Annotated in this window: 23 protein-coding genes; 18 read left to right on the plus strand and 5 right to left on the minus strand. The window is 61.0% G+C overall.

Annotation, left to right across the window (positions count from 1 at the left end):
- Positions 1 to 14: 14 nt before the first annotated feature.
- On the minus strand, positions 15 to 317 hold the full coding sequence (locus tag ACODTZ_RS04660; RefSeq protein WP_489024078.1) for a BA14K family protein: 303 nt from the start codon (positions 315 to 317) through the stop codon (positions 15 to 17).
- Positions 318 to 547: 230 nt separating this feature from the next.
- Between ACODTZ_RS04660 and ACODTZ_RS04665 the strand changes: the two genes are divergently transcribed.
- The 11 genes from ACODTZ_RS04665 to ACODTZ_RS04715 all read left to right on the plus strand — a co-directional run bounded on the left by ACODTZ_RS04665 (position 548) and on the right by ACODTZ_RS04715 (position 13,627).
- Entirely contained in the window at positions 548 to 1,150 is a 603-nt protein-coding gene (locus ACODTZ_RS04665) for an ANTAR domain-containing response regulator (protein WP_413392779.1), read from the plus strand.
- Between the two features lie 52 nt (positions 1,151 to 1,202).
- Entirely contained in the window at positions 1,203 to 2,474 is a 1,272-nt protein-coding gene (locus ACODTZ_RS04670) for a CmpA/NrtA family ABC transporter substrate-binding protein (RefSeq protein WP_489024797.1), read from the plus strand.
- Between the two features lie 371 nt (positions 2,475 to 2,845).
- Complete coding sequence (locus ACODTZ_RS04675; RefSeq protein WP_489024080.1) at positions 2,846 to 4,144, plus strand: CmpA/NrtA family ABC transporter substrate-binding protein; 1,299 nt, start codon at positions 2,846 to 2,848, stop codon at positions 4,142 to 4,144.
- 56 nt (positions 4,145 to 4,200) lie between these two features.
- Positions 4,201 to 5,094: a nitrate ABC transporter permease gene (ntrB, locus tag ACODTZ_RS04680; protein ID WP_489024082.1), complete on the plus strand. Its 894-nt coding sequence runs from the start codon at positions 4,201 to 4,203 to the stop codon at positions 5,092 to 5,094.
- 11 nt (positions 5,095 to 5,105) lie between these two features.
- Positions 5,106 to 5,903 (plus strand): ABC transporter ATP-binding protein, encoded by a 798-nt coding sequence (locus ACODTZ_RS04685; RefSeq protein ID WP_489024084.1) that lies wholly within the window; start codon positions 5,106 to 5,108, stop codon positions 5,901 to 5,903.
- A 4-nt stretch (positions 5,904 to 5,907) separates the two neighbouring features.
- Positions 5,908 to 8,370 (plus strand): nitrite reductase large subunit NirB, encoded by a 2,463-nt coding sequence (gene nirB / locus ACODTZ_RS04690; RefSeq protein ID WP_489024086.1) that lies wholly within the window; start codon positions 5,908 to 5,910, stop codon positions 8,368 to 8,370.
- Between the two features lie 4 nt (positions 8,371 to 8,374).
- The gene (gene nirD, locus ACODTZ_RS04695) at positions 8,375 to 8,710 is read left to right on the plus strand and encodes a nitrite reductase small subunit NirD (protein WP_047514341.1); all 336 of its coding nucleotides are present in this window, start codon (positions 8,375 to 8,377) and stop codon (positions 8,708 to 8,710) included.
- A gap of 206 nt (positions 8,711 to 8,916) precedes the next feature.
- Positions 8,917 to 11,574 carry a nitrate reductase gene (locus tag ACODTZ_RS04700; RefSeq protein WP_489024088.1) on the plus strand — a complete coding sequence of 886 codons (2,658 nt, stop codon included), beginning with the start codon at positions 8,917 to 8,919 and terminating at the stop codon, positions 11,572 to 11,574.
- On the plus strand, positions 11,546 to 12,697 hold the full coding sequence (locus ACODTZ_RS04705) for an SAM-dependent methyltransferase (protein ID WP_489024089.1): 1,152 nt from the start codon (positions 11,546 to 11,548) through the stop codon (positions 12,695 to 12,697). Before ACODTZ_RS04700 ends, ACODTZ_RS04705 begins: the two co-directional genes overlap by 29 nt.
- A 251-nt stretch (positions 12,698 to 12,948) precedes the next feature.
- Positions 12,949 to 13,188: a cysteine rich repeat-containing protein gene (locus ACODTZ_RS04710; protein ID WP_489024091.1), complete on the plus strand. Its 240-nt coding sequence runs from the start codon at positions 12,949 to 12,951 to the stop codon at positions 13,186 to 13,188.
- Between the two features lie 118 nt (positions 13,189 to 13,306).
- Positions 13,307 to 13,627 (plus strand): hypothetical protein, encoded by a 321-nt coding sequence (locus ACODTZ_RS04715; protein WP_489024093.1) that lies wholly within the window; start codon positions 13,307 to 13,309, stop codon positions 13,625 to 13,627.
- 94 nt (positions 13,628 to 13,721) lie between these two features.
- On the opposite strand, the gene ACODTZ_RS04720 is transcribed toward ACODTZ_RS04715, so the two are convergent.
- The 3 genes from ACODTZ_RS04720 to ACODTZ_RS04730 form a co-directional block, all read right to left on the minus strand.
- Complete coding sequence (locus ACODTZ_RS04720) at positions 13,722 to 13,982, minus strand: hypothetical protein (RefSeq protein ID WP_112435447.1); 261 nt, start codon at positions 13,980 to 13,982, stop codon at positions 13,722 to 13,724.
- Positions 13,983 to 14,074: 92 nt separating this feature from the next.
- A complete protein-coding gene (locus ACODTZ_RS04725) occupies positions 14,075 to 15,412 on the minus strand; it encodes an ATP-binding protein (protein WP_489024095.1) in 1,338 nt (445 codons plus the stop codon).
- Positions 15,413 to 16,132, minus strand: coding sequence for a response regulator (locus tag ACODTZ_RS04730; RefSeq protein ID WP_489024097.1), 720 nt, complete (start codon positions 16,130 to 16,132; stop codon positions 15,413 to 15,415). It lies immediately after the preceding gene.
- Between the two features lie 308 nt (positions 16,133 to 16,440).
- Between ACODTZ_RS04730 and ACODTZ_RS04735 the strand changes: the two genes are divergently transcribed.
- From ACODTZ_RS04735 to ACODTZ_RS04755, 5 genes are all read left to right on the plus strand, one after another.
- Positions 16,441 to 17,205: an SH3 domain-containing protein gene (locus ACODTZ_RS04735; protein WP_489024099.1), complete on the plus strand. Its 765-nt coding sequence runs from the start codon at positions 16,441 to 16,443 to the stop codon at positions 17,203 to 17,205.
- Between the two features lie 159 nt (positions 17,206 to 17,364).
- Complete coding sequence (locus tag ACODTZ_RS04740) at positions 17,365 to 18,561, plus strand: efflux RND transporter periplasmic adaptor subunit (protein ID WP_489024101.1); 1,197 nt, start codon at positions 17,365 to 17,367, stop codon at positions 18,559 to 18,561.
- A 14-nt stretch (positions 18,562 to 18,575) separates the two neighbouring features.
- Entirely contained in the window at positions 18,576 to 21,686 is a 3,111-nt protein-coding gene (locus ACODTZ_RS04745) for an efflux RND transporter permease subunit (RefSeq protein ID WP_489024103.1), read from the plus strand.
- 114 nt (positions 21,687 to 21,800) lie between these two features.
- Complete coding sequence (locus ACODTZ_RS04750) at positions 21,801 to 22,088, plus strand: hypothetical protein (protein ID WP_489024105.1); 288 nt, start codon at positions 21,801 to 21,803, stop codon at positions 22,086 to 22,088.
- A 130-nt stretch (positions 22,089 to 22,218) separates the two neighbouring features.
- Entirely contained in the window at positions 22,219 to 22,524 is a 306-nt protein-coding gene (locus tag ACODTZ_RS04755) for a hypothetical protein (protein WP_047514307.1), read from the plus strand.
- A gap of 43 nt (positions 22,525 to 22,567) precedes the next feature.
- Here ACODTZ_RS04755 and ACODTZ_RS04760 read toward each other — a convergent pair whose 3' ends face one another.
- Positions 22,568 to 23,464 carry a fructose bisphosphate aldolase gene (locus tag ACODTZ_RS04760; protein WP_489024799.1) on the minus strand — a complete coding sequence of 299 codons (897 nt, stop codon included), beginning with the start codon at positions 23,462 to 23,464 and terminating at the stop codon, positions 22,568 to 22,570.
- Positions 23,465 to 23,852: 388 nt separating this feature from the next.
- Between ACODTZ_RS04760 and ACODTZ_RS04765 the strand changes: the two genes are divergently transcribed.
- Together ACODTZ_RS04765 and ACODTZ_RS04770 are read left to right on the plus strand one after the other, a co-directional pair.
- Positions 23,853 to 24,437 carry a hypothetical protein gene (locus tag ACODTZ_RS04765; protein ID WP_489024107.1) on the plus strand — a complete coding sequence of 195 codons (585 nt, stop codon included), beginning with the start codon at positions 23,853 to 23,855 and terminating at the stop codon, positions 24,435 to 24,437.
- 62 nt (positions 24,438 to 24,499) lie between these two features.
- On the plus strand, positions 24,500 to 25,516 hold the full coding sequence (locus ACODTZ_RS04770) for a ParB N-terminal domain-containing protein (protein WP_489024109.1): 1,017 nt from the start codon (positions 24,500 to 24,502) through the stop codon (positions 25,514 to 25,516).
- Positions 25,517 to 25,521 lie beyond the last annotated feature (5 nt).

Consider the following 25,521-nt stretch of genomic DNA (forward strand, 5'->3'; position numbering starts at 1 on the left):
CGTGGGCAATGTATTCAAGGGGAAACGCAAGCGGTGCGCGTGCCGGCCGAGCTCTCGTAAGTGTTGTCGGTCGCGTGGTAGGACAGATAACGCTCGGCGCACCAGCGGATATGGCTAATCTCTTTCTTGGAAAGCAGAAAATCGCCGCTGTCCTCAGAGCTTCCCTCCTGTGCATACGCAGCGATGGCGCTTTTCGAATGCGGCTGCATCTTCTCGGCGGCCCCTGCCAGGCTGAAGGCGTGTGCTGATCCGACGGAGGAGACAAGCAGAAGAGCAATCGTGATAAGTGAAGATGCCGTTTTGCAAGTCTTGGCCATTGCTGCCTCCTTGGTAATACTGGGAAAACAACGGCGGTCTTCTGTTTTTGTTCCCAAGCCCGTAGTTCGGACATGAAGACGCGACGGCACGCTTCGGGCGAGTTCGAGTTACTCAAGCCATATTAGCGATCAAATTATGAGCAACTCAATATTTGATTGATTTTTAGGCTCAGATCGAGCATTTCATCATCACAAACATTGACGCTCTTTGAACGGAATGCTGGCTGCCTGTGGCAACGTCTGAACCATCCAAGTCCAGCCTGAATGTGCTGGTTATCGACGAGAACAGCATCCGAGCCTCAATCATCGAATTGGGGCTTCGCGAGGCGGGCTACCAGCGCGTGACTGTCGTAGCCGACATGAACGGCCTCGCCCGCCGCATCGAGGAGGTCAATCCCGATGTAATCGTGATCGATCTCGAGAACCCGAACCGCGACATGCTGGAGAGCATCTTCCAGATTTCGCGCGCGGTTAAGCGCCCGATCGCCATGTTCGTGGACAAATCGGACGAGGATTCCATTGTCGCGGCCGTGGAAGCCGGCGTCTCGGCCTATATTGTCGATGGCCTGAAGAAGGAACGAGTCAAGCCAATCCTCGAGATGGCAGTCAGTCGCTTCAATGCTTTCAACAGGCTGCAGCGCGAGCTGGCCGAAGCGAAGACCGCTCTCGAGGAACGAAAGATCATCGATCGGGCGAAAGGTATTTTGATGAAGATGCGCGGCCTTTCGGAGGAGGAGGCTTTTGGGCTACTTCGGCAGACAGCCATGAACGAAAAGAAGAAGATCGCCGAGATCGCGCAAAGTGTCGTGACCGCTGCCGGATTGCTGATGTAATGGCCACGGCATGCGATCAGCACGGCGCCCGGAGGAAACCGGAGTGAACAAGATGACGAACCAGAGCTCTGCGAGCGGATTGGCCGCTCCGGCCAGCATAGCGACGGAAGGACCGACGACCCTGCGTGCCGGGTTCATTCCACTCGTCGATGCGTCGGTGCTCATCGCAGCTGCGGAATTCGGCTTTGCCGAAAAGCAGGGCCTTGTGCTCGACCTTGTCAAGGATGTGTCGTGGGCGAATGTTCGTGATCGCCTCGCCTTCCGGCAGTTCGATATCGCCCATATGCTCTCGCCGATGCCCGTGGCCTCGATGCTTGGCCTCGGCTCGAACCCCTCGCCCACGATTACGCCATTTTCCCTTGGTCGCGGCGGCAACGCAATCACGTTGTCGTCTCAGCTGTTTGAGAGAATGCGCAACACGGCGCGACTTCCGGAGACGCCCAGCGCACTCGAAAGCGCGCGCGCTCTGGCAATGGTGGTGGCGGATATGAAGGAGCGCGGCGAAGCTTTGCCCACGCTTGCCATGACCTACCCATTCTCGTCGCACAATTACGAGTTCCGCTATTGGTTGGCCGCCGGCGGCATCAATCCCGATAGCGATGTCAAACTGGTCGTCGTACCGCCCCCACTGACATCCGACGCGCTGGCGGCCGGCGCCATCGACGGCTTCTGCGTCGGCGCGCCCTGGAACATGATCGCGTCCGAACGCGGGGTTGGTCGCATCGTTGCCGCCAAGCAGGATATCTGGCCATCCGCCCCGGAAAAGGTGATCGGCATGCGGCCCGACTGGGCCGAGAGCCACCCGGAAACTGTGTCCCGGCTCATCGTGGCGCTTGATGCCGCGGCGCGCTGGTGTGATCGTGTCGAAAATCACGATGCGCTGGCAGAAGCGCTGGCAGACCAGCGGTACATAGCGGCCCCTGTTCATATCATTCGCCACGTGCTCGCCGGTGAATTCAGCCTCGACGCCAAGGGCAACCGGCGCGTCGTCAAAGATTACTTCCTGTTTCATTCGCGCTTTGCCAATTATCCGCGCCCCAGTCAGGCGCTCTGGATCTACAGCCAGATGGTACGCTGGGGGCAGGCGGAGATGTCGTTGAACCACGCCAGGGCCGCCGCTGCGGCCTACAGACCCGACCTCTACCGCGCGGCACTCGGCGCCGACAGCACTCCACCCGACGCCGACATTCGCGTCGAGGGCGACAAGGACGGAGATCGGTTCATGGATGGGCACATCTTCGACCCCACAAATTTCGCAGCCTATGTATCGAGCTTTGCCGTGCGCAGCGAGCGACGGGGCGCGATCGACGAAGGCGGCGTGTGATCGCCTGCAAAAACTTGCTGCCTTGCACAAATTCCCGGCATCGAGAAATGCCGCCGAAATGGCAGGCGCTTAAAAACTAGCCGCGACACATCCAAGGACACAAAATAGGCAGACGGCCAAACGTCGCCAATTTTCGTGTCTTTTCAGCGCATTAGTAGATTGACCTCAAACTGGCACGCGCCTTGCAAAGCTTAAACCGCACCGGTCAACGGCGATCGGTGCGAGATGAGCGCGCGATAAGCGCTCGCAAAAGACATCGACGTCGCAAGGCCTTTGCAGTCCGGGACCCTCCCTCCCGATGACGCATCTGCCGAGCGGCGTTTTTTTATTCCCAAAATTCCGGCCAGCACCAAGCAGAGGGAACCTGCGCAATGAGCAAGATAATCACGACCGGCATCACGCGTCGCAGCATGTTGAAGACGACGGCAACCGCAGCCCTGATCACGGCGGTGCGCAGCGCCTTCCCATCAGGCGCCTTCGCCGCCGGCGCCGGCCCCGAGGTGACGGGCGCCAAGCTCGGCTTCATCGCGCTCACCGATGCCGCGCCGCTCATCGTCGCGCAGGAGAAGGGCCTGTTCGCCAAGCATGGCATGCCCGATGTCGAGGTCGCCAAGCAGGCGTCCTGGGGTGCAACGCGTGACAATCTCGTTCTCGGCGGTGCGGCCAACGGCATCGACGGCGCCCACATCCTTTCGCCGCTCCCCTATCTCATGCACACCGGCAAGGTAACACAGAACAACCTGCCGGTGCCGATGACCATTCTCGCCAGGCTCAACTACGACAGCCAGGGTATCTCGGTCGCCAAGGAATATGCCGATACCGGCGTGCAGCTCGACGCCTCCAAGCTGAAGGCCGCCTTCGAGAAGAAGAAGGCCGAGGGCAAGGAGATCAAGGCCGCCATGACCTTCCCCGGCGGCACGCACGACCTCTGGATCCGCTACTGGCTCGCCGCCGGCGGCATCGATCCGGACAAGGATGTCTCCACCATCGTCGTCCCGCCGCCGCAGATGGTGGCGAACATGAAGGTCGGCAACATGGACGTCTTCTGTGTCGGCGAACCCTGGAACGAACAGTTGGTCAACCAGGGCATCGGCTTCACGGCGGCGACGACCGGCGAACTCTGGAAGGGCCATCCCGAGAAGGCGCTCGGCATGCGTGCGGATTGGGTCGAGAAGAACCCGAATGCCGCCAAGGCGCTGCTGATGGCCGTGATGGAAGCCCAGCAATGGTGCGACAGCATGGACAACAAGGAAGAGATGTCGGCGCTGCTCGGCAAGCGCCAGTGGTTCAACGTGCCGCCCAAGGACGTGCTCGGCCGTCTCAAGGGCGACATCAACTACGGCAACGGCCGCGTTGCCCAGGGGACCGACCTCTACATGAAGTTCTGGGCCGGCGGCGTCTCCTATCCCTTCAAGAGCCATGACAGCTGGTTCCTCGCCGAGAACATCCGCTGGGGCAAGCTCGCGCCGGATACCGACATCAAGAAACTGGTCGATGAGGTCAACCGCGAGGACATCTGGCGCGCCGCCGCCAAGGACCTCGGCGTCGCTGCCGCCGACATCCCGACCTCCTCCTCGCGCGGCGAGGAAACCTTCTTCGACGGCAAGGTCTTCGATCCCGAAAACCCCTCCGCCTATCTCGACAGCCTGACGATCAAGGTCGCGTCCTGATCCGTGCCGCCGGCGTGGACCGCGCCGGCTCTTCCATCCCGCAAGAGGAGCGTAGAATGCCCGCTTTGGCCAAGAAACAAACGATCGCGATATCGGAAGCCGCAACCAACACCGCCACCATCCTGCCGCTCGCAAGGCGCCCGGTCGCCAAGATCAACGTCGCGAAGATGGCGGCAACGCTTGCCCGCAACGTCCTGCCGCCGCTCCTTGTGCTCGCCATCCTGCTCGGCGTCTGGCAGGCGCTCTGTTCGTCGCCGACGGCCTCGCTGCCCTCCCCTCATCAGGTCTGGCAGGAAAGCTTCGACCTGATCGCCTACCCCTTCTTCAACTACGGCTCGCAGGATATCGGGCTCGGCTGGCGCGTGCTGATTTCGTTGCAGCGCGTGGCTTACGGCTTCGGCCTGGCTGCCGTGGTCGGCGTCATCGTCGGCGCCGTCATCGGCCAGTCGGTCTGGGCGATGCGCGGCCTCGACCCGATCTTCCAGGTGCTGCGCACCGTACCGCCGCTTGCCTGGCTGCCGCTTTCGCTCGCTGCCTTCCAGAACGCCAACCCGTCGGCGATCTTCGTGATCTTCATCACCTCGATCTGGCCCGTCATCATCAACACCGCCGTCGGCGTGCGCAACATCCCGCAAGATTATCGCAACGTCGCCCAAGTGCTGCGGCTGAACCAGATCGAGTTCTTCTTCAAGATCATGCTGCCCTCGGCCGCCCCATACATCTTCACCGGCCTTCGCATCGGCGTCGGCCTCTCCTGGCTGGCAATCGTCGCGGCTGAAATGCTCACCGGCGGCGTCGGCATCGGCTTCTTCATCTGGGATGCGTGGAACTCGTCCCGCCTGCCCGACATCATTGTCGCGCTTGCCTACATCGGCGTCGTCGGCTTCGCGCTCGACAAGCTGGTGGCGGCGGTCGGCAAGCTGATCACCCGCGGCGCTTCGGCCAATTGAAGGGAACGACCATGACCGCCTATCTCAAGCTCGACCATATCGACAAGCATTTCGACCGGGCCGGTGTGCGCGCCGAGGTGCTGAAAGCCATCAACCTGACGATCTCCAAGGGTGAGTTCGTGTCGATCATCGGCCATTCCGGCTGCGGCAAGTCTACGTTGCTGAACCTCATCGCCGGCCTGACGCCGGTCTCCTCCGGAGCCGTGCTGCTCGAAAACCGCGAGGTGAATGCTCCCGGCCCCGAGCGCGCCGTCGTTTTCCAGAACCACAGCCTGCTTCCCTGGCTCACCGTCTACGAAAACGTCAATCTCGCTGTCTCCAAAGTATTCAGCAATTCCAAGAGCAAGGCCGAGCGCCACGACTGGGTGATGGCGAACCTCGATCTCGTGCAGATGGCCCACGCCAAGGACAAGCGTCCCTCCGAGATATCCGGCGGCATGAAGCAGCGCGTCGGCATCGCCCGGGCGCTCTCCATGGAGCCGAAGATCCTGTTGCTCGACGAGCCGTTCGGCGCGCTCGACGCGTTGACGCGCGCCCATCTGCAGGATGCGGTCATGGAAATCCATTCTCGCCTTGGCAACACCATGGTGATGATCACCCACGACGTCGACGAAGCCGTGCTGCTCTCCGACCGCATCGTAATGATGACCAATGGCCCGGCGGCAAAGATCGGCGAAGTCCTCGACGTTCCGATCGCCCGCCCGCGCAACCGCATCGAGCTCGCCTCCGACCGAACCTACCTCAAATGCCGCGAAGCCGTGCTGAAGTTCCTCTACGAACGCCACCGCTTTGTCGAAGCTGCGGAGTAACCCCATGTCAGAAACCCGCATCGAAAAACTCGTGATCATCGGCAACGGCATGGCGCCCGGTCGCATGCTCGAGCACTTGTTCGAAAAAGCGCCGGGCCAGTATCAGGTCACGATCTTCAACGCCGAGCCACGCGTCAATTACGACCGCATCATGTTGTCGCCGGTTCTATCCGGTGAGAAAAGCTACGAGCAGATCGTTATCCATGGCGACGGCTGGTATATCGATCATGGGATCACGCTCTACAAGGGCCACAAGATCGTCGCTATCGACCGCGCTGCCAAGACGGTGACCTCGGACCACGGCGTGACGGAGAGCTACGACAAGTTGGTGATCGCCACCGGCTCCGTACCTTTCATCATTCCCGTCCCCGGCAAGGATTTGCCAGGGGTCATCACCTATCGCGATCTCGACGACGTGCAGGCCATGCTGCTGGCCGCGCAATCGCGCGAAAAGGCGATCGTCATCGGCGGCGGCCTGCTTGGTCTGGAGGCGGCTGCTGGTCTCGCACAGCGCGGCATGGACGTGACCGTGCTGCATGTGATGCCGACACTGATGGAGCGCCAGCTCGACCCCGCCGCCGGTTATCTGCTGCAAAAGGCGGTCGAGGAACGAGGCATCAAGGTCATTACCAAGGCCAACACCAAGGCGATCGTCGGCAACGGCAAGGTCGAGGGCATCGAGCTCGACGACGGTCGCATCATTCCGGCAAGCTTGGTCGTCATGGCCGTCGGCATCCGGCCGAATGTCGGCCTCGCGAAGGAAGCAGGCCTTGCGGTCAATCGCGGCATCGTCGTCGATGACGGCATGCGCACCTCGGATGGCGATATCCTCTCGCTCGGCGAATGCGCCGAGGTCGGCGGCATGGTCTATGGTCTCGTCGCGCCGCTCTACGAAATGGCCCGTATCGCCGCCTCGCACCTTGCAGGCGATACCTCGCCGGCCTTCGTTCACTCGGACACGCCGACCAAGCTGAAAGTCACCGGCATCGATCTCTACTCGCTCGGCGACTTCGCCGATGGCGACGACCGCGAAGAGATCGTGCTGCGCGACGCCACCGCCGGCGTCTACAAGCGCCTGGTGCTGAAGGACAACCGTATCATCGGCACCGTGCTCTACGGCGAGACCGCCGATGGCGCATGGTTCAACGATCTGAAGAAAAAGCAGACCGACATCACCGAAATGCGCGGCACGCTGATCTTCGGTCAGGCTTACCAGGGAGGGTCGCCGCTGGACCCTATGGCGGCCGTTGCAGCCTTGCCGGATGATGCGGAAATCTGCGGCTGCAACGGCGTATGCAAAGGGAAAATCACCTCGACGATATCGGCCAAGGGGCTGACGTCGCTCGACGACGTCCGCGCCCACACCAAGGCGTCCGCCTCCTGCGGCTCCTGCACCGGCCTGGTCGAGCAGTTGATGTCGCTGACGCTCGGCGACAGCTACAACCCCGCCGCCGTGACGCCGATGTGTACCTGCACCGAACTCGGCCATGACGACGTGCGACGCCTGATCAAGGCCAAGGGCCTGAAGACGATCTCCGCCGTCATGCAGGAACTCGAATGGAAGACTTCCTGCGGCTGCGCCAAGTGTCGGCCGGCGCTCAACTACTACCTCGTCTGCGACTGGCCGGACGAATATGCCGATGACTACCAGTCGCGCTACATCAACGAACGCGTCCACGCCAATATCCAGAAGGACGGCACCTATTCGGTGGTCCCGCGCATGTGGGGCGGCGTGACGAACGCGAACGAATTGCGTGCCATCGCCGATGTCGTCGACAAGTTCGAGATCCCGATGGTGAAGGTCACCGGCGGCCAGCGCATCGACCTGCTTGGGATCGAGAAGGAAGACCTGCCGGCCGTCTGGGCCGATCTCGGCAAGGCCGGTTTTGTCTCCGGACAGGCCTACGCCAAGGGGCTGCGTACCGTGAAGACCTGCGTCGGTTCCGACTGGTGCCGCTTCGGCACCCAGGACTCCACCGGCCTCGGCATCCGCATCGAGAAATTCATGTGGGGTTCCTGGACGCCGGCCAAGCTGAAGCTTGCTGTTTCCGGTTGCCCCCGTAACTGCGCGGAAGCGACCTGCAAGGACATCGGCGTCATCTGCGTGGATAGTGGCTTCGAGATCCACTTCGCGGGGGCTGCCGGTCTCGACATCAAGGGCACCGAGGTTCTGGGCCTGGTGAAGACCGAAGACGAGGCGCTGGAGCATATTGTGGCGTTGACGCAGATGTACCGCGAGCAGGCCCGCTATCTCGAGCGCATCTACAAATGGGCAAAGCGCGTCGGACTGGAGGAAATCCGCCGCCAGATCATCGGCGATGCCGACAAGCGCAAGGCCTATTACGACCGTTTCGTCTTCTCGCAGACATTCGCCCAGGTCGATCCCTGGTCGGAGCGCGTCTCCGGCAAAGACAAGCACGAATTCAAGCCGATGGCGACGATCGGCTTCCCCCAGGCAGCGGAGTGAGGAGATGGACATGAATTGGATCTCGATCGGCGACATCTCCGACATTCCGCTGCGTGGCGCGCGCTGCGTGAAGACCCCTCAGGGCAAGATCGCCGTTTTCCGCACGGCGGAGAACGAGGTTTTCGCCATCGAAGACCACTGCCCGCACAAGGGCGGGCCGCTGTCGCAGGGGATCGTGCATGCGAAGTCAGTGACCTGCCCGCTGCATAATTGGGTGATCTCGCTGGAGACCGGCAAGGCTCTCGGGGCGGATGAGGGCGAGGTCAGGACCATTCCCGTGAGGAACGAGGATGGGGCGCTGTTCATCGCGTTCGAGAGTTTGATGATGGCGGCGGAGTAGTTGAGCGATGGTGGAGAGATTACCCCCCTCTGTCCTGCCGGACATCTCCCCCACAGGTGGGGAGATTGGCTGGGCTTGCCCGCTCGCTCCACGCTCACTATTTGGTTGGGGAGCAAGCAACGAGTCGATCTCCCCCCTTGTGGGGGAGATGTCCGGCAGGACAGAGGGGGGTGGCCACGCTCTCGGCACCATGAGAGGGCATCCCCATGCCCACTGAAACCAAAACCACCTGTCCCTATTGCGGCGTCGGCTGCGGTGTCATCGCAACGGTCACCGATGATGGCTCCGTCTCCGTCAAAGGCGATCCCGACCATCCGGCAAACTTCGGACGCCTGTGTTCCAAAGGCTCCGCGCTCGCCGAAACCATCGATCTCGACGGACGGCTGCTCCACCCCGAAATCGCCGGTCAACGAACGGATTGGGAAACAGCGCTTGATCTCGTCGCCGACCGCTTCTCGCAAACGATCGCCGAACACGGCCCGGATTCCGTGGCATTCTACGTCTCCGGCCAGTTGCTTACCGAGGATTATTACGTCGCCAACAAGCTGATGAAGGGCTTCATTGGCTCCGCCAATATCGACACCAACTCCCGACTTTGCATGTCGTCCTCCGTCGCCGGCCATCGACGCGCCTTCGGTGCAGACACGGTTCCCGGCGTCTACGAAGATCTCGAACTGGCCGACCTCGTTATCCTCACCGGCTCCAACCTCGCCTGGTGCCATCCCGTCATCTATCAGCGTCTTGCCGCTGCCAAGGCAGCGCGCCCGGGCATGAAGGTCGTGGTCATCGATCCCCGGCGAACGATGACATCCGATATCGCCGACCTGCATCTGGCCATTCGCCCCGACAGCGACGTCGCGCTGTTCATGGGCCTCTTCGCGCATCTCATTTCAGCGGGCGCGATCAATCAGAATTACGTCGCGGAGCATACAAGCGGCTTCAACGAGGCTTTCGCCACCGCCGCGCTGCTCTCCTCCAACGACATCCTGGAACAGACCGGCCTGCCGGCCATGCAACTGCGCGAATTCTACCGCCTGTTCGCGACGACAGAAAAAGTCGTCACCTGCTACAGCCAGGGCGTCAATCAATCCTCATCGGGCACCGACAAGGTCAATGCGATCATCAACTGCCACCTTGCCACCGGCCGCATCGGCCGACCCGGCATGGGGCCTTTCTCGCTCACCGGCCAGCCGAACGCCATGGGCGGCCGCGAGGTCGGCGGCCTCGCCAACATGCTCGCCGCCCATATGGCGATCGAAAACGCCAATGACCGCGATCGGGTCCAGCGCTTCTGGCAGTCACCTGTCATCGCGGAAAAGCCCGGCCTGAAAGCGGTCGACATGTTCAAGGCTGTCGCGGATGGCCGCATCAAGGCGCTCTGGATCATGGCGACCAACCCGGTCGTCTCCATGCCCGACGCCGATGCCGTCGAAGCCGCGATCAAGGCGTGTCCCTTCGTTGTCGTCTCCGATGTCCTGCGCGATACCGACACCACCCGCCATGCCGATGTCTTGTTGCCCTCGCTTGGCTGGGGTGAAAAGAACGGCTCTGTGACCAACTCGGAGCGCCGCATCTCGCGCCAGCGCGATTTCCTTGAGGCGCCCGGTGAAGCCCGCGCCGACTGGTGGCAGCTGGCCGAAGTTGCGCAGCGCATGGGCTTTGCGAAAGCCTTCACCTACGGCTCCCCCTCGCAGATCTTCCGGGAGCACGCAGCTCTTTCGGCCTTCGAAAACGGTGGCAGCCGCGACTTCGACATAGGCGCCCACATGGGCCTGGACAACGCCGCATATGAAGCGCTGGCGCCTTTCCAGTGGCCGCAGGCAGAGGGCCGCGCAAGATCCGACAAGCGCTTCTTCGCCGATGGTGGCTTTTATCACGCGGACGGAAGAGCGCGCTTTATCGCAATCCAGCCTACCGTCTGTGATCGCACCAATGCCGTCTATCCCTTCACGCTCAATACCGGCCGGATCCGCGACCAATGGCACACGATGACCCGGACGGGAAAAAGCGCCCGGCTTTCCTCACATATTGCCGAGCCTTTCGCGGAACTTCATCCGAGGGATGCATTGGAAATCGGCGTTGGCAATGCCGCGCTCGTTGAAATCGAGAGCCCACACGGAAAATCCATCGCCCGCGCACTCATCACCGAGCGACAGGCCCGTGGCAGCGTCTTCGTTCCCATGCACTGGAATGACCAATTCGCTGCCAAATCCCGTATCGATGCCGTCGTTGCGCCGATTACGGACCCTGTCTCCGGCCAGCCTGCCTCCAAGAATGTCGCCGTTTCCGTGCGCCCGCTCAAGCCTGCATTTTACGGCTTCGCCATATCGGTCGCCAAGCCAATGGCCTTGAGCTCTGCCTATTGGGCATTGGCGAAAGCCGATGGCGGCTGGCGGACGGAATTTGCATTCGATGCGCAGCAAGAAGATTGGCATCGCTGGTGCCGGGAGACATTCGCCATCCCGGATCACATTGAGCCACTGGGTTATGCTGATCGTCAATCCGGCGACATGCGGCTGGCATTCTTTAACGGCAATCGCTTGATCGCCGCTCTTTTCATCGCCCGGCAGCCGGTGGCGGTCGCCCGCAACTGGGCAATCTCGCAGCTTGGCGCCACGCACGACGATCTGCGCAGACGTTTCGCGCTCGTCGCAGGTCGGCCGGGTGCGGATAAGCCGGACCCGGGCGCCACCGTCTGCTCCTGCTTCAGTGTCGGGGTCAATCAAATCGCTGCCGCCATCCGCGGCGGCTGCAGCAGTGTCGAGGCCGTTGGAAAGCAGACCAACGCGGGAACCAATTGCGGCTCCTGCCGCGCAGAGATCAAGGGGATTATCGATGGATGTCTTGCAGCCGCGGCGGAATGATGGCTCAGCGCGCGTGGAAGCCCTCGCGAAGCTTCCCGTCTTTTGGGCACTCGAGGGAAAGCGCGTTGTTGTCGCCGGCGGTTCCGATGCGGCGGCCTGGAAGGCCGAATTGCTGGCTGCCTGCGGTGCACAGGTTCAAATCTATGCGCAGACACTATCCGAAACGTTTGAGGCGCTCCTCGCGCGCGGTGCCGCCCATCCGCAAGGCACCCTCACCCACCTCCCACGGGCATGGGACGCCACGATCATGAGTGGGGCTGCCATCGCAATCGGTGACTGCGAGCCAATGGAGGAAGCGCAACGCTTCTTTGACGCCGCCCGTAGCGCCGGTGTTCCGGTCAACCTTATCGACAAGCCGATGCTCTGCCAATTTCAGTTCGGCTCCATCGTCAACCGGTCGCCGGTGGTGGTGGCGATCTCGACGGATGGCGCTGCCCCGGTGCTCGCCCAGGCGATCCGGCAGAGGATCGAGACGCTGCTTCCCAGGACGTTGAAAGCCTGGGCGGAGCTTGCCCAATCACTCCGTGCATCCGTCAATCAGCGCTTGCAGACCGCATCACTGCGACGGCTGTTCTGGGAGCGGTTTGTTGACCGCGTTTTCGCAAGTTCGGACAAGCCGGCGCGAGAACTTGGTGAACTATTGCTTCAAGACGCAGACGAACTCGCAAAGCTATCCAGCCTGACGCAAACAAATGGGCGTGTCACGCTGGTTGGCGCAGGGCCTGGCGACGCCGAACTGCTGACGTTGAAAGCCGTTCGCGCGTTGCAGACCGCAGACATCATTCTTTTCGACGATCTTGTCTCGCCTGATGTTCTGGAGCTCGCTCGACGCGAGGCACAGCGCGTGCCGGTGGCAAGTCGCGCTGACGGTAACAGGATGGACGCCGACGACCTTATGATCCGGCTGGCCAGGAATGGAAAGCGCGTGGTCAGATTGAAAATGGGCGATCCGATGAGCTGTGGACGCACCGGAGCCGAGATCCAATGCCTCGAACGCGCGAATGTTCCGTTCGACATCGTTCCCGGAATTCCTGCGGCCGGTATCAAGGTTGCTCGCCGGAGCGTTTCGGCACCCACCTCGAGCGCAAGAAGAATGCCGGACCTCCCGCAGCTTCACGCATGATACTCGTGCCTTGAGCGCCAGTGTATCGAAAATCCGGAAGGTGCTGACCGCTTCCGTGTTCGCCTCTTGGCGTCCAAGTTTGTAACGTTGGGAAACAATCCTGCAATCGGAATGCGACCTGCGGCTGCGAAAACGGTCCTACCGGCTTCGTTGCCTCACGTCGATGGCGTTTCCCTGGTGGCGGCGGGTCGGCACTTAAACGCCGCGAGGTAACCTGCGGCGGCCCATTCCACAAGCAGAGGACACCCACGATGAACCGTTACATCATCACATTCCTTCTCATCTCCGCGGGTACTGCATCCGCCCAGCAGCAGCTTTCGATGTCGCAGAAGATGGAGCTTCGCGACAACTGCAAGCAGGACATCCAGCAGCTATGCCCGGGCGTGCAGCCGGGTGAAGGCGGGATCATGGCCTGCGTGAAGGAAAACAAGGCCAAGCTCTCAAGCATGTGCTCGGCAACCATCGACAAGCTGTTGGCGGCCAAGAAATAACGTTCTGTTGTCCTGCCCACACCAGGAAATCAAAGCCGCCCGTCCCCACCGGACCGACCACAAGCGGGACGGGCAGCGTTTCCTACACCCGACAAACAACCCACGTCAGGAAGCAGACATGAAACGATCCAGCACCGCCTCCAGGATAACTCTTGCCGCCACCATTCTTGCGGCGCTCACCATGACGTCCTCGGTTGCATCCGCCGAAGATAGCGACATCGATTATCAGTGCGTTTCGGAAGCGATAGCCTTCACGGAGGTCGCCGACCTCGCCTACAGCTTCAGAAACGAAAGCGGCGTATTCACCAACGCGCTCGATGGGCTGCGCGATCAGCTCATCGACTGCCTGGTCGCCACCGATCGCAAGACCAGCCTGTCGCAGCAATCGGACGGCGATGGTGATTTCAAATGGAAGGTACACGGTCCGCTGCCGCGATAGCAATGCGAGGGGCTCAGTCGCCGACGAGCCCCTCGCATTGCTATGACAAACATCGCAATCCCGGCGGACTGCGGTGTTTGTCGTTTCCATGCGATCAATGCATCGTCGGGGAACACCCCATTCTCAGAAGCCGGCTGCATGAGCCGGAATGCCGTTCGTCGAGGGAGCGTCCGGCCTTGGAGTGTAACATGATGTAGGTGACCGAGCTGGTCTCTCCTCTGTCCCGCAATCGGTCGGCGATCTCGTTCAACAGCGTTTCGAGCTCGCGCGGGCACACACCGTCCGCCGTCATCATCTGACGGACCAACGGGTCTTGAAGCAGCTGTCGATACTGTCGCTTCGGTTTCATGGGCATGAATGCAACTCCTGGCTTGAGACGCGGCGTCACGCTACGTCGGGAAGCACAGACATAGCCCTGTCGATTTGCCAGCCTAATTCGACATTGTTTCAGTCTGTGACCGTCGCCAAAGCGGCCGCGAGTGGCAGGAAGACCATGGCGCGCAGGCCGCGACCAGTATCCCTGTTCGAAAGCACCACTCTGCCGCCATGGGCATCCAAGATCTGCTTGACGATCGAAAGGCCAAGCCCCGTACCGCCATGGCCGCGATTTCTAGATGGCTCACCGCGGAAGAAGGGCTCAAAGACGATGGAGAGGTCCTCCTCCGGTATTCCCGGGCCGTCATCCTCGAAGACGAGGCAGGCGACGCCGTCGCGCCGTTCGGTGTAGGCGCGAACATGATTGCCATAGCGCACGCCGTTGGAAAGCAGGTTGTCGATCACCCGACACAGCGCCGATCTTGGCATACGCACGGTGAGCGCCTTGGGCGCCGTCGAGAGATCGACGCTGACATCGTCCAGGCCGGATGCGCAATAGAGCAACGCCTCGTTAATGTCGGTGATCTCGTCTGCCGTCTCCGTGCTTGTGGATTCGCTGGCGAACAGAAGGACGTCGTTCAGCAGATGCTCCATCGCTTCGACGTCGAGCACCGCCCGGTCGCGATGCTGACCGGCCGGCATCATCTCGAGGCGCAGTCGAAAGCGTGTCAGATAGGTCTTCAGATCGTGCGAAACCGCACCGAGAAACAGCGTGCGATTGGTCAGCAGTGCCAGAATGCGGGTCTGCATGTTGTTGATCGCGCGGATCAGGGTGCGCAGTTCGCGCGCGCCGCGCTCCTTGACCGGGACCGGTTCGACGCGATTTCCAAGTTCGTCGATACTGCGGGCAAGCTCCGTCAGCGGCCTTGTTTCCCGCGCGACGGCCAGCACAGCAAGGAGAGCAACGACAATGCCCGACAGGCCGCCCAGGAAGCCGATCGGAACATTCCAGATCCTGAGCGTCGTCTCGTCGGAGATGGTGAAGATAGCAACCTCACCGCTCTTCAGGCCGACCACGAAGGTAATCGTGAAGGCGTCGCGGCGATCCGCCTGGCCGAGCCGTGTGCCGGTTCGAACGATCCGGCCAGGCGCGTATTCTTCCATCTTCGCCTGGGTGACGACACGAAGCCTTGAGATGCTGAGATTGTCCTTGAAATCGGCCGGTATGCCAGCGGCATAAGTCACGCCGAAGCCCTGGGCATTGGCGACATCAAGCACTTGCTGGCGCGCCTGCGGCAACGTCTCATCGAGAAGACGGACGACCGCGACGACACGATCGGCAATCGCATAAGGCGGCAATGGGGAGCGTCCGCTTTGCCAGAGAAAGGCGAGCAGGACCACCATCTGGCCGAGAAACAGCGCCGCCGTAACGATGAGGGCAATGCGCGAGAGAATTCCGAACCGGCCCATCTAGCCGTCCGTCACATTGAGATTGAAGAGATAACCGGCATTTCGCACAGTGGTGATGACCTGCACGTTTGGCGGCAGGCAAGCGGCGAGCTTCGTGCGCAAGCGCGAGATCGCGACGTCGATCGTTCGGTCGTAGGTCTCAGCGCTCGCGCCACGGGTCAGATCGAGTAGCTGGTCACGCGACAGCACGCGCTTCGGCCTGTCGAGGAAACAGGCAAGCAGATCGAATTCCGTGGTCGTCAGCGGCACGGCGGTTCCGTCCTCGGTCGAGATCGTGCGCGCCTCGGGATCGACGATCAGCCCCGCGAAGCGCTTGACCCCGTTAGCGGCCTCCAGCGCTCCGCCGGCCGGCGAGGTACGGCGCAGGACCGCACGAATGCGTGCAAGCAGTTCACGCGGATTGAACGGCTTGCCGAGATAGTCGTCCGCACCGAACTCCAGGCCGACGATGCGGTCGATATCGGTCGTCTTTGCCGTCAGCATGATGATCGGCACCTGCGAGCGCGCGCGGATGCGCCGGCAGAACGAAAATCCGTCTTCGCGCGGCATCATGACGTCGAGAACGACGAGATCCGCCCATTTTCGCTCGATCAACCGGTGGGCGGATGCAGCGCTGTCGGCGGTGTGCACCAGGAAGCCTTCGCCCGTGAGGAATTCGTCGAGAAGGTCCCTGATCTCCGGGTCGTCCTCGACAACAAGGATCTTCAACGTCTCGTCCATTGCGCTTCCTCGTCTCTGGCGGTCATTGCCCCTAGTAGCATTCTGTCATCAATACGGCATCTTGTTGCAAAACGCCGAGGTCACTCTTGCGTCATAAACCAAGCAAGCTGTCCAAACGAACTCGCATGAAACGACACCCGCCTTTCGCCAGCGTTGCAGAAATATTGCAATTTGTTGCAGGCGACAGCATCGCGCGACCGATTTGTCGGAGCAGCCGGCTGTAATGTTTGGAAGCAAATCTGCAATAGCGCATCAAAGATCGACCCGCATTCTCGATACCGTGGCTCATCAGAGAAAGGTATCCACCAATGAATGCGGTTAAACGTAGAGGCAGCCATACCGCCGCTGCCACGGCCGGCGCGCACGCCGCCAAACTCCACCGAGTGGCCGGCTGGGTCCGGGATGGCATAGTGATCGTCGTGCTATCCATCAGTTTCCTGTTCGTGATTTGCTTCGGTGGCGTGACCAAGAGCTTCGCGGCAACTGGCGGCATAGCGCTTTCCGACGTCAACCTGCGCGCCGGCCCCAGCACGCGCTATCCTGTCGTCAGTGTGCTGCCCCGCAGTGCGTCGCTATCCGTCTATGGATGCATCGCCGATCAGTCGTGGTGCGACATCGGCTGGGGCGGCTATCGCGGCTGGGTCGCCGCCAGCTATGTGCAGGTGATCTATAAAGGGCAGCCAACCGTGCTTACGGCAACCGTCGTGCCGGCGGTGGGCATCGCCACCGTCGCCTTCACGGTAGCCTATTGGGACGCCCACTATCACGCGCAGCCCTGGTACGGCCACTGGAACCGCTACTATGGCGGCTATTCTCGCTCCGTCGCCGTCGGCTGCAACGATAATGGTTGTGGCGCCGCTGCTTCTACTCACGGACCGCGCGGTGGCGGACGACACGTCGCGGGCGGTTGCCAAGATGGCAATTGCGGCGGCGCAGCAGTCACCCATGGCCCGCGCGGCGGCGGCAAGGCCGCGATTGGCGGCTGCAACGACGAGCGATGCGCGGGCGCTTCAATCACGCGTGGCCCGAGAGGAAACACCATCATCCGGCACGGTGGCTTCGATCGCCCTTGAGCGAAAATCACTCGGAAACATCGCGCACAGGACGCTGCGGCTCGCCGCGGCGTCCGCAACAAATTGCAACAAAGCTGTAATTCCACAGCGACCCCAGCCTGCGACAACCAAGGCCTCATTCGCATTCAATCGACTATTGTCGCGTAAAGGCAGGTTGGCATGTCTCTCACAAAAAATCCCCTCTCCCGCGTTTGCGGACGCGGCCTTGTCCTGTTTTCCATCGTGCTGTCGCTCGCCGCCTGCAACGAGCAACCGCCGCAGGCTCCGGCACCGAAATCGGTCGCCGTCATCCAGCCGCAATCCGCCGACGTGACGCGTTACCTCTATGAGACGGGCACCGCCAAGGCGCTCGATAGCGTCGCTCTCACCGCACGCGTTTCCGGCTATCTCAAATCCATCGACTACAAGGATGGAACCGAGGTCAAAGCCGGCCAGCGCCTGTTCCTGATCGAGCCCGACCAATACGAGGCACAGCTCCAGCAGGCTCACGCAACGGTCGAGCAGACGCAAGCAAGCTTCAACAATGCGCAGGTGCAACTCGACCGCCAAGAGCAGTTGTCGCAATCGTCGACCACGACGCAAGCCAATGTCGACAATGCACGGGCAAGCCGCGACGAAGCCAAGGCGCAGCTTGACCAGGCGAAGGCATCGCTGCGCGAGGCGCAGATCAACCTGGGCTACACGAGCATCACGGCGCCCTTCGACGGCTTCGTCACCGAGCATCAGGCCGATGTCGGCGCGCTCGTCGGCAGCGGAAGCCCGACAACGCTTGCAACCATCGTCCGGCTCGACCCGATCCATGTATCCTTCTCGATCTCCGACACCGATATGCTGCGCATCCGCAAGCAGGCGCGCGCCCGTGGATTTACGGCGAAGGACGTGGAGACGATCACGGTCGAAGCCGCGACCAAGGCCGATAACGGCTTCCCGCATAAGGGCAGGCTCGACTACATCGCCCCGCAGACGGATGCAGAGACCGGAACGCTCTCCGTGCGCGCCGTCTTCGAGAAAAAGGACCGCGATCTGGTGCCGAACCTGTTTCTGCGCCTGCGCATCCCCTTGGGCGTGATGAACGGCGCCCTGCTTGTGCCGCCGTCGGCAATCGGCACCGACCAGCAAGGTCGCTATGTGCTCGTAGTCAACGACGAAGATGTCGTGGAACGCCGTTCGGTCAATCCGCTCGACCGCAGCCACGAGCTGCAGCAGATCCAGGGCTCTCTGGCCGCGAAGGACTGGGTGATCAGCAATGCCGCCTCCGGCGTCCGGCCTGGCGACAAGGTGCAGAAGAAAGACGCTTCGGCGTCAGCCCAGTCCGAGGCAAAGCAGTCCGCCGGCTCCCATCCGGCCGCCAACTGATCGGAGCAACCATCATGTTCTCCCGCTTCTTCATCGAGCGCCCCGTGCTCGCAAATGTCATCGCGCTGCTGACGATATTGCTGGGCGCCATCGCCTTCTTTCGCCTTCCGATTACCCAATATCCCGATATCGTACCCCCCACGGTGCAGGTCACCGCGCGCTATCCCGGCGCCAGCGCCAAGACGCTGATGGACACCGTCGCTCTGCCGATCGAGCAGCAGGTAAACGGCGTCCCGGGGATGCTCTACATGCAGTCGACAAGCGCCAGCGACGGCACCTACAACCTGACCGTCACCTTCGACATCGGCACCAATGCCGATGAGGCACAGATTCTGGTGCAGAACCGGGTGGACGCGGCCAATGCGCAGCTGCCGAGCGCGGTGCAGTCGCAAGGCGTCACCGTGCGCAAGCGCTCGACCTCAATCCTGGCCTTCGTGACGCTCGACGCAGAGGATTCGAATTATGACAGCCTGTTTCTGGCAAACTACGCGACGATAAATCTCGAGGACGCGCTTGCCCGCGTTCCAGGCGTCGGCGATGTCACGGTCTACGGCGCCGGTGACTACGCCATGCGCATCTGGCTCGACGCCGACAGCCTGCAGGCGCGCGGCCTGAAACCCGCCGATGTCGTCAGCGCCATCCAGGCACAGAGCCAGACAGTTTCCGGTGGACAGATCGGCATGCCGCCTGTCGATACCGGCCAGGGCTTTCAGACGCCGATCGAGATTTCCGGTCGGCTGGACCAGGTCGATCAATTCGAGGATGTAATCGTCAAGACAAACAGCGAGACCGGTGCGCTCACCCGCGTCAAGGATATCGCCCGTGTCGAACTGGGCTCGAAATCCTACAACCAGGTCTTCCGCGTCAACGGCAAGGCATCGGCCTCGCTGGCAATCAGCCAGCTTCCCGAGGCCAATGCGCTCGACGTCGCCAAGGCGGTGGAGACGCGGATGACCGAATTGTCGAAATCCTTCCCGCCGGGCCTCAACTATTCCGTGCCGTTCAATACCACAACATTCGTCAACGCGGCGGTGGACGAGGTGTACAAGACGCTGGTCGAGGCCTGCATCATCGTGCTTGCCGTCATACTGCTGTTCTTGCAGGACTGGCGAGCGATGCTCGTGCCGGCCACCACAGTTCCCGTGACGCTGATCGGCGCCTTCGCCGCCATGGCCGCGATGGGATTCTCGATCAACATGTCGACCCTTTTCGCGCTGGTGCTCGCCATCGGCATCGTCGTCGACGACGCGATCGTCATCGTCGAGGGTGCCGCGCGGCAGATCTCCAATGGTCTGAGCGGGCCGAAGGCGGCCGAAAAGGCCATGGAGGAATTGTTCGGGCCCATCATCGGCATCACGCTGGTGCTGGTCTCCGTCTTCCTCCCCGCCGCTTTCCTTCCCGGCTTGACGGGCAAACTTTATCAGCAGTTCGCGCTCGTGATCGCCAGCACAGCCGTCATCAGCGCCATCAACGCCATCACGCTGAAGCCCGTGCAGGCGGCGCTCTGGATGCGGCCCGTCAAGCCGGTCGAGGAGCGCAACATCGTGTTCAGGCTCTTCGACCGCGGTTTCAACCGTCTGGAGGATGGCTACACCAGCCTTCTCTCCCGCATGCTGCGTTTTCGCTATGTGATTGCCCTTGCGACCGCGATCGTGGTGGCGCTCGCCTTCGTCGGCTTGTCACGCGTTCCGACCGGCTTTCTGCCGCTCGAGGACCAAGGCTATCTCGTGGCAGCCGTGCAATTGCCGGCGGGCGCCTCGCTGGAGCGTACCGACAAGGCGCTGAAGGAGGTGCAGGCTAAGCTGAAGGACCAGCCCGGCGTCGACAACGTCATCACAGTCGCGGGCGTGTCATTGCTCGACAACAACGCCCCGCTCCCGAGCGCCGGTCTTGCCTATATTGTCCTAACGCCCTGGGATGAACGCGGCAAATCGGAAGCGCTATTGCCGCTCTATCAAAAGATATCCAAGAGCCTGTCCGACCTCTCCGACGGCTTCGCGACGGTCGTCCCGCCACCCTCGATCCAGGGCATTGGCAACACCGGCGGTTTCACGATGATGGTCGAGCTAACGGACGGCAGCGGCAACTTCGGGCGGCTCGCGGATATCGCCAATAGTGTGGCGACGGAAGCCAAAAAGGACCCGCGCCTGCAGAACGTGCAGGTGAACGCCAACGTCAACGCGCCACAGCTTGCCGTCAGCATCGACCGGACCAAGGCCGCGACGCTGGGCGTGCCAATCGGCGACGTATTCAACACGTTGTCGGGCTATCTCGGCTCGACCTATGTCAACCAGTTCACGCGCTTCGGCCACACGTTCCAAGTGTATGTCCAGGCGGAGGGCTCGTTCAGAAGCGTTTCCGAGGGCATTGCGCGGCTGACCGTTCCAAACGGATCGGGGTCGCAGGTGCCGATTGGCAGCATCGTCACGGTGGAGGAAAAGATCGGCCCGTCGCTGATCTCACTCTACAATCTCCACCCCGCCATGTCCGTTGTCGGGCGGCCGCAATCCGATGTGAGCTCCGGCGAGGCAATGGCGATCATGGACAAGGCGGCGGCCACCTCGCTTCCCGACGGTGCCACGACGGACTGGACCGCCATCTCCTATCAGGAGAAGCTGACCGGCAACCAGATCTACATCGCTTTCGGCTTGGCGCTGGTTCTCGTTTATTTCGTGCTCGCCGGTCAGTACGGCAGCTGGCTCGCCCCCCTGCCCGTGATCTTCTCGGTCCCGCTCGCCCTTGCCGGCACGATTGCGGCGCTCCTGGCACTCGGCCTGCAGAACACGCTCTATACGCAGATCGGTCTGGTCTTGCTCATTGCGCTTGCAGCCAAGAATGCCATCCTGATCGTCGAATTCGCCCGCGACCTCAGGATCAAGGAAGGTAAGTCGCTGCTCGAATCCGCGGTCACGGCAGGCAAACTTCGTTTCCGACCAATCCTTATGACATCGATCGCCTTCATTCTCGGCATGGTTCCGCTCGTTCTTGCAACCGGCGCCGGCGCCAATGCCAGCCGGTCGATCGGGATCTCGGTGGTCAGCGGCATGCTGGTCTCGACGGTGCTTTGCGTCTTCGTCGTGCCGGCGCTGTACATGATCATACGTGCGCTGGAAGAGCGTCATTGAGCCTGTGATTTCCTTCCGCGATCAGGTTGGCGCGCGATCGGATGGCCAATTTTGCGAACAAAATTGCGTTCGCAGCGTTGAGTAAGGGATAGCTTTTGAAAAAGGAGCACCCCGATGAAACGGACAATAGGCGCAATCATTGCCGCGACGATCATATCGGCCGGGAGCCTGAGCCCGGCGATCGCACGTGATCACCACCACCACGATAACACCGGCCGAGCCATTGCCGGAGGCGTAGCCGCTGGTGTCGTCGGCGGTTTGATCGGTGGCGCAATCGCCAACTCCGGTCCTCGTTATGTCGATCCGCCGCCGCCGCGCCCGCGTTGCTGGTACGAGGATCGCGAGGTTGAGAACAATTACGACGGCGGTTCTCATGTTGAAACGGTCCGCGTCTGCAACTGATGTGCGCGGAGCCTACGGAAGACAGCCTACGCGGCCAGACCCGCCGCGTAGGCTGTTGTGAGAAGTTTGAATTGACCGAACATAGTGACAGGACGACAATCGCTGCCGAGAGGAACCGGGAGACGATGTGATGGATGAACCCCAACGTTGGCGCAACATGGCAAGCGCGCCAAGAGACGGCAGCCGAATTCTTGTCACGATCTATCCATCCGAGCAGGGACCGGCGGAAGTCGACTTGGCTTACTGGTCGAATGGTGACCGGTTCGGGACCGAGGGTTGGCGCGCGTCCGACTCCTCGCCCGGCCGTTTGATCGAATATGCCGAACCGGAATTGAAGTGCTGGATGCCGATGCCCTCGGCCAGCCTCAACCGCACCTCAATGCCGACGCCCTGGGAAGGCGAGGATAGCTTGCAGTTGGACGGCTCTGGTATCTAGCATCGCCCGCCTCTTGAAAGAGGCCGCCGCGCTCCGGCACCCGCTATTTTTTTGAGGCACTTGCGGCGTAGATCTGGTCGATCGCGAGCTCGAGGCTTCGATCAAATTCAGCAGTGCTCATCGTGACAAGAAGATCTTCCGCCAAAGCCCTGGAGAAGCTTGCGATCATGCCGTGATTATGGCTCAGCTTTTCGCAGGCGTCAGCACGGCTGTAACCACCGGACAGAGCGACGACGCGGATAACCGACTTGTGGTCGATCAGCGGCTTGTAGAAGTCCGCGACGGACGGAAGCGTCAGCTTGATCATGACTTTCTGACCGGACGGCAAGGCGTCGAGCTCGCGGAGAATCTCTTCGCGCAGGATAACCTCGGCCTCTCGCTTCGTTGTACTCTTGATCGATACTTCAGGCTCGATAATCGGAACCAGACCATGTCCAAGGATGCGTTGAGCAACGGAAAATTGCTGGTGAACCACCGCCGCAATTCCTGCCCTGTTGGCCTGGGCAATAACTGAACGCATTTTGGTGCCGAATATACCCTTCTTGACCGCCCGGCCGAGCAGATCGTCAAGATCGGGCATTGGCTTCATGACCTGAACGCCATTCACTTCGGCCGCCAGCCCCTTGTCGACCTTCAAAAACGGAACCACGCCGCGCTCTTCCCAAAGAAAGGCGGGAACCGGCTTGCCGTTGGCCTCTCCGTCCATCGTCCGCTCAAAAAGTATGGCGCCGATCACCTTGTCACCCGAAAATGCCGGAGCGGTCATGATGCGAACACGCATTTCATGCACCAAGCGAAACATCTCTTCTTCGCCATGGTAGTCCGCATCCGCTATGCCGTAGAGACGCAGCGCTCCCGGCGTCGATCCGCCACTCTGATCGAGCGCTGCGATAAAGCCGGCTTTGTCGGCCATCTGGGACATCATTTTTGTGTCTGACATTGTTTCCCCCCTGTGCTGCATTTCGCGTGTTTCACAAATGGCGTTCAACCGGGTTTGCATCCCGGTACACAAGCAACCTCTCACATTCCTGCGCAAACAGCCACCTCCTTGCGGGGGTCGTCAAAGCTAAAACTGCTTGCCCGGCAATGCCGGCGAACAAAGAGCCGGATGCGGATTTGCGATTATTCGTGGCCTTCGCCGCGTCTCACAAAACGCCAGCACCAACGTCTCGACCATGCAAAAATCACGACGTGAGATCGAGGAATTGACGGCCTAACCAATCAAATCATCGTTCAGGGTTTGATCCATCCGCCATTTGTAAGTGCGACAGAAAACTGACTTCATAAAAAGCCATTTTTTGGTACGCTAACGTAACGATGGAGGCGTCATGAGTGATTTTCCAAATATTACCTCTCGCGTCGAACGAATTACGCCCGATATCGCCAAGTCTATGCTTGAGCGTATCATTGGCAGCGCCAAACTTGATCATGCTTCCGTGCAGGCATTTCAACGAGATATGCATGACGGACGGTGGATATTGAATGGCTCTCCTATCGTATTGTCTTCCGATGGGCAGGTACTTGACGGCCGGGCACGACTTAATGCCTGCGCACGATCAAACGCACCCTTCGACACCTTGGTGATACAGGGCGTCGATATCAAAGCCTTCGAGACCATTGATTCAATCCGCAAGCGTACGCTTGCGGATGTTCTATCGATGCGCAAGGAAAAGCACGGTCGAGCACTAGGCGCAGCCCTTAAGATTGTTTGGACGTATAACTGGGGAGGAGCACCCGGCACAAGCAAAGGGCCGACCCCCACCACGCTTCTGAGTGTGCTTGAGGAACACCCGGAAATCCGCGACAGCGTCAAGCCGGCGCTACGCGCCATGCCACTCATGCCTCATGGTTGCGGCATTGCGCTCCATTACCTGACAAGTGCAGTCGATTCCGTTCGCGCCGCCAATTTCTAGCGCAAATTCAAGATCCTATAACTGACGCCCCTGATGATCCCATCGTCCAGCTGCGGGACATCTTGCAGACGACGCGCGGACAGGGTGGCGCCAGGAAGCAGACCTATATACTTGCTGTTTCAATCAAGGCCCTGAATGCCTTCCTGGCCGGCAGGACAATCAAGCTGCTGCGCTTTTCGCCAGATCGCGAGAGCTTCCCCCGCATTGTAAACAGCTCCGACTGGGGACCTTTGAGCCGTGCGATTGCTCCTCAGAAACTGGAGGCTGCGCCCCTAAACGCTCACAGGATCAAGATCAAGGCGCTCATGATCGGTCCCGAGATGGCGGATAAGCTATTGGCGGATCGCGGACCAAACAGGGCAGTATCGTCGGCGGTCATAGCCAAGTATGCGCGCGATATCGAGGCTGGTCGCTGGCAACTGAATGGCCAGACGATCAAAATAGATAGCGATGGACGACTGCTAGACGGGCAGCATCGTCTGGAAGCCGTGAAGAAGGCGATGAAGGCCATTCCGGCCATTGTTGTGGAAGGCCTGCCGACCGACGTCATCAACTCCCTCGACATCGGGCGCAAGAGATCGATGAACGACGTGCTTCGCGAGCATGGCGAGACCAATACGATCACCCTGGCATCAGCACTACGCTGGCTTTGGATGATCCGGACGGGCGTGGTTCTGGCCGCGAATTCATCTCCGTCTATCGGCGAATTGCTTGAGCTGCTCGAAGCGGTTCCAGAGATCAGGAATAGCCTGAGAAACGTGGCGGCGATCCACGAGATTATGGGAAACGGCATTGCCGCCGCGCTGCATTGCACCTTCGCGGAGAAGGATGCCGATCTCGCGGACGTATTTTTCGCAAGGCTGATCGACGGAGTGAATTTGGCGGAACACAGTCCCATACGTCATCTGCGCGAACGCTTGATCAAGACCCGTGCGTCACGTCGCGTACGGCTAGCGGAGGCGGAGCGCGTGGCCCTTAGCATCAAGGCGTGGAACGCCTTTCGAAACGACCGACCGCTTCAATTGCTTCTATGGCGCAATCGCGGCGTAGCCCGAGAGGGTTTGCCATCACCTCTGTAGGATAG

This window comes from Rhizobium sp. FG113 (genome assembly GCF_057809895.1).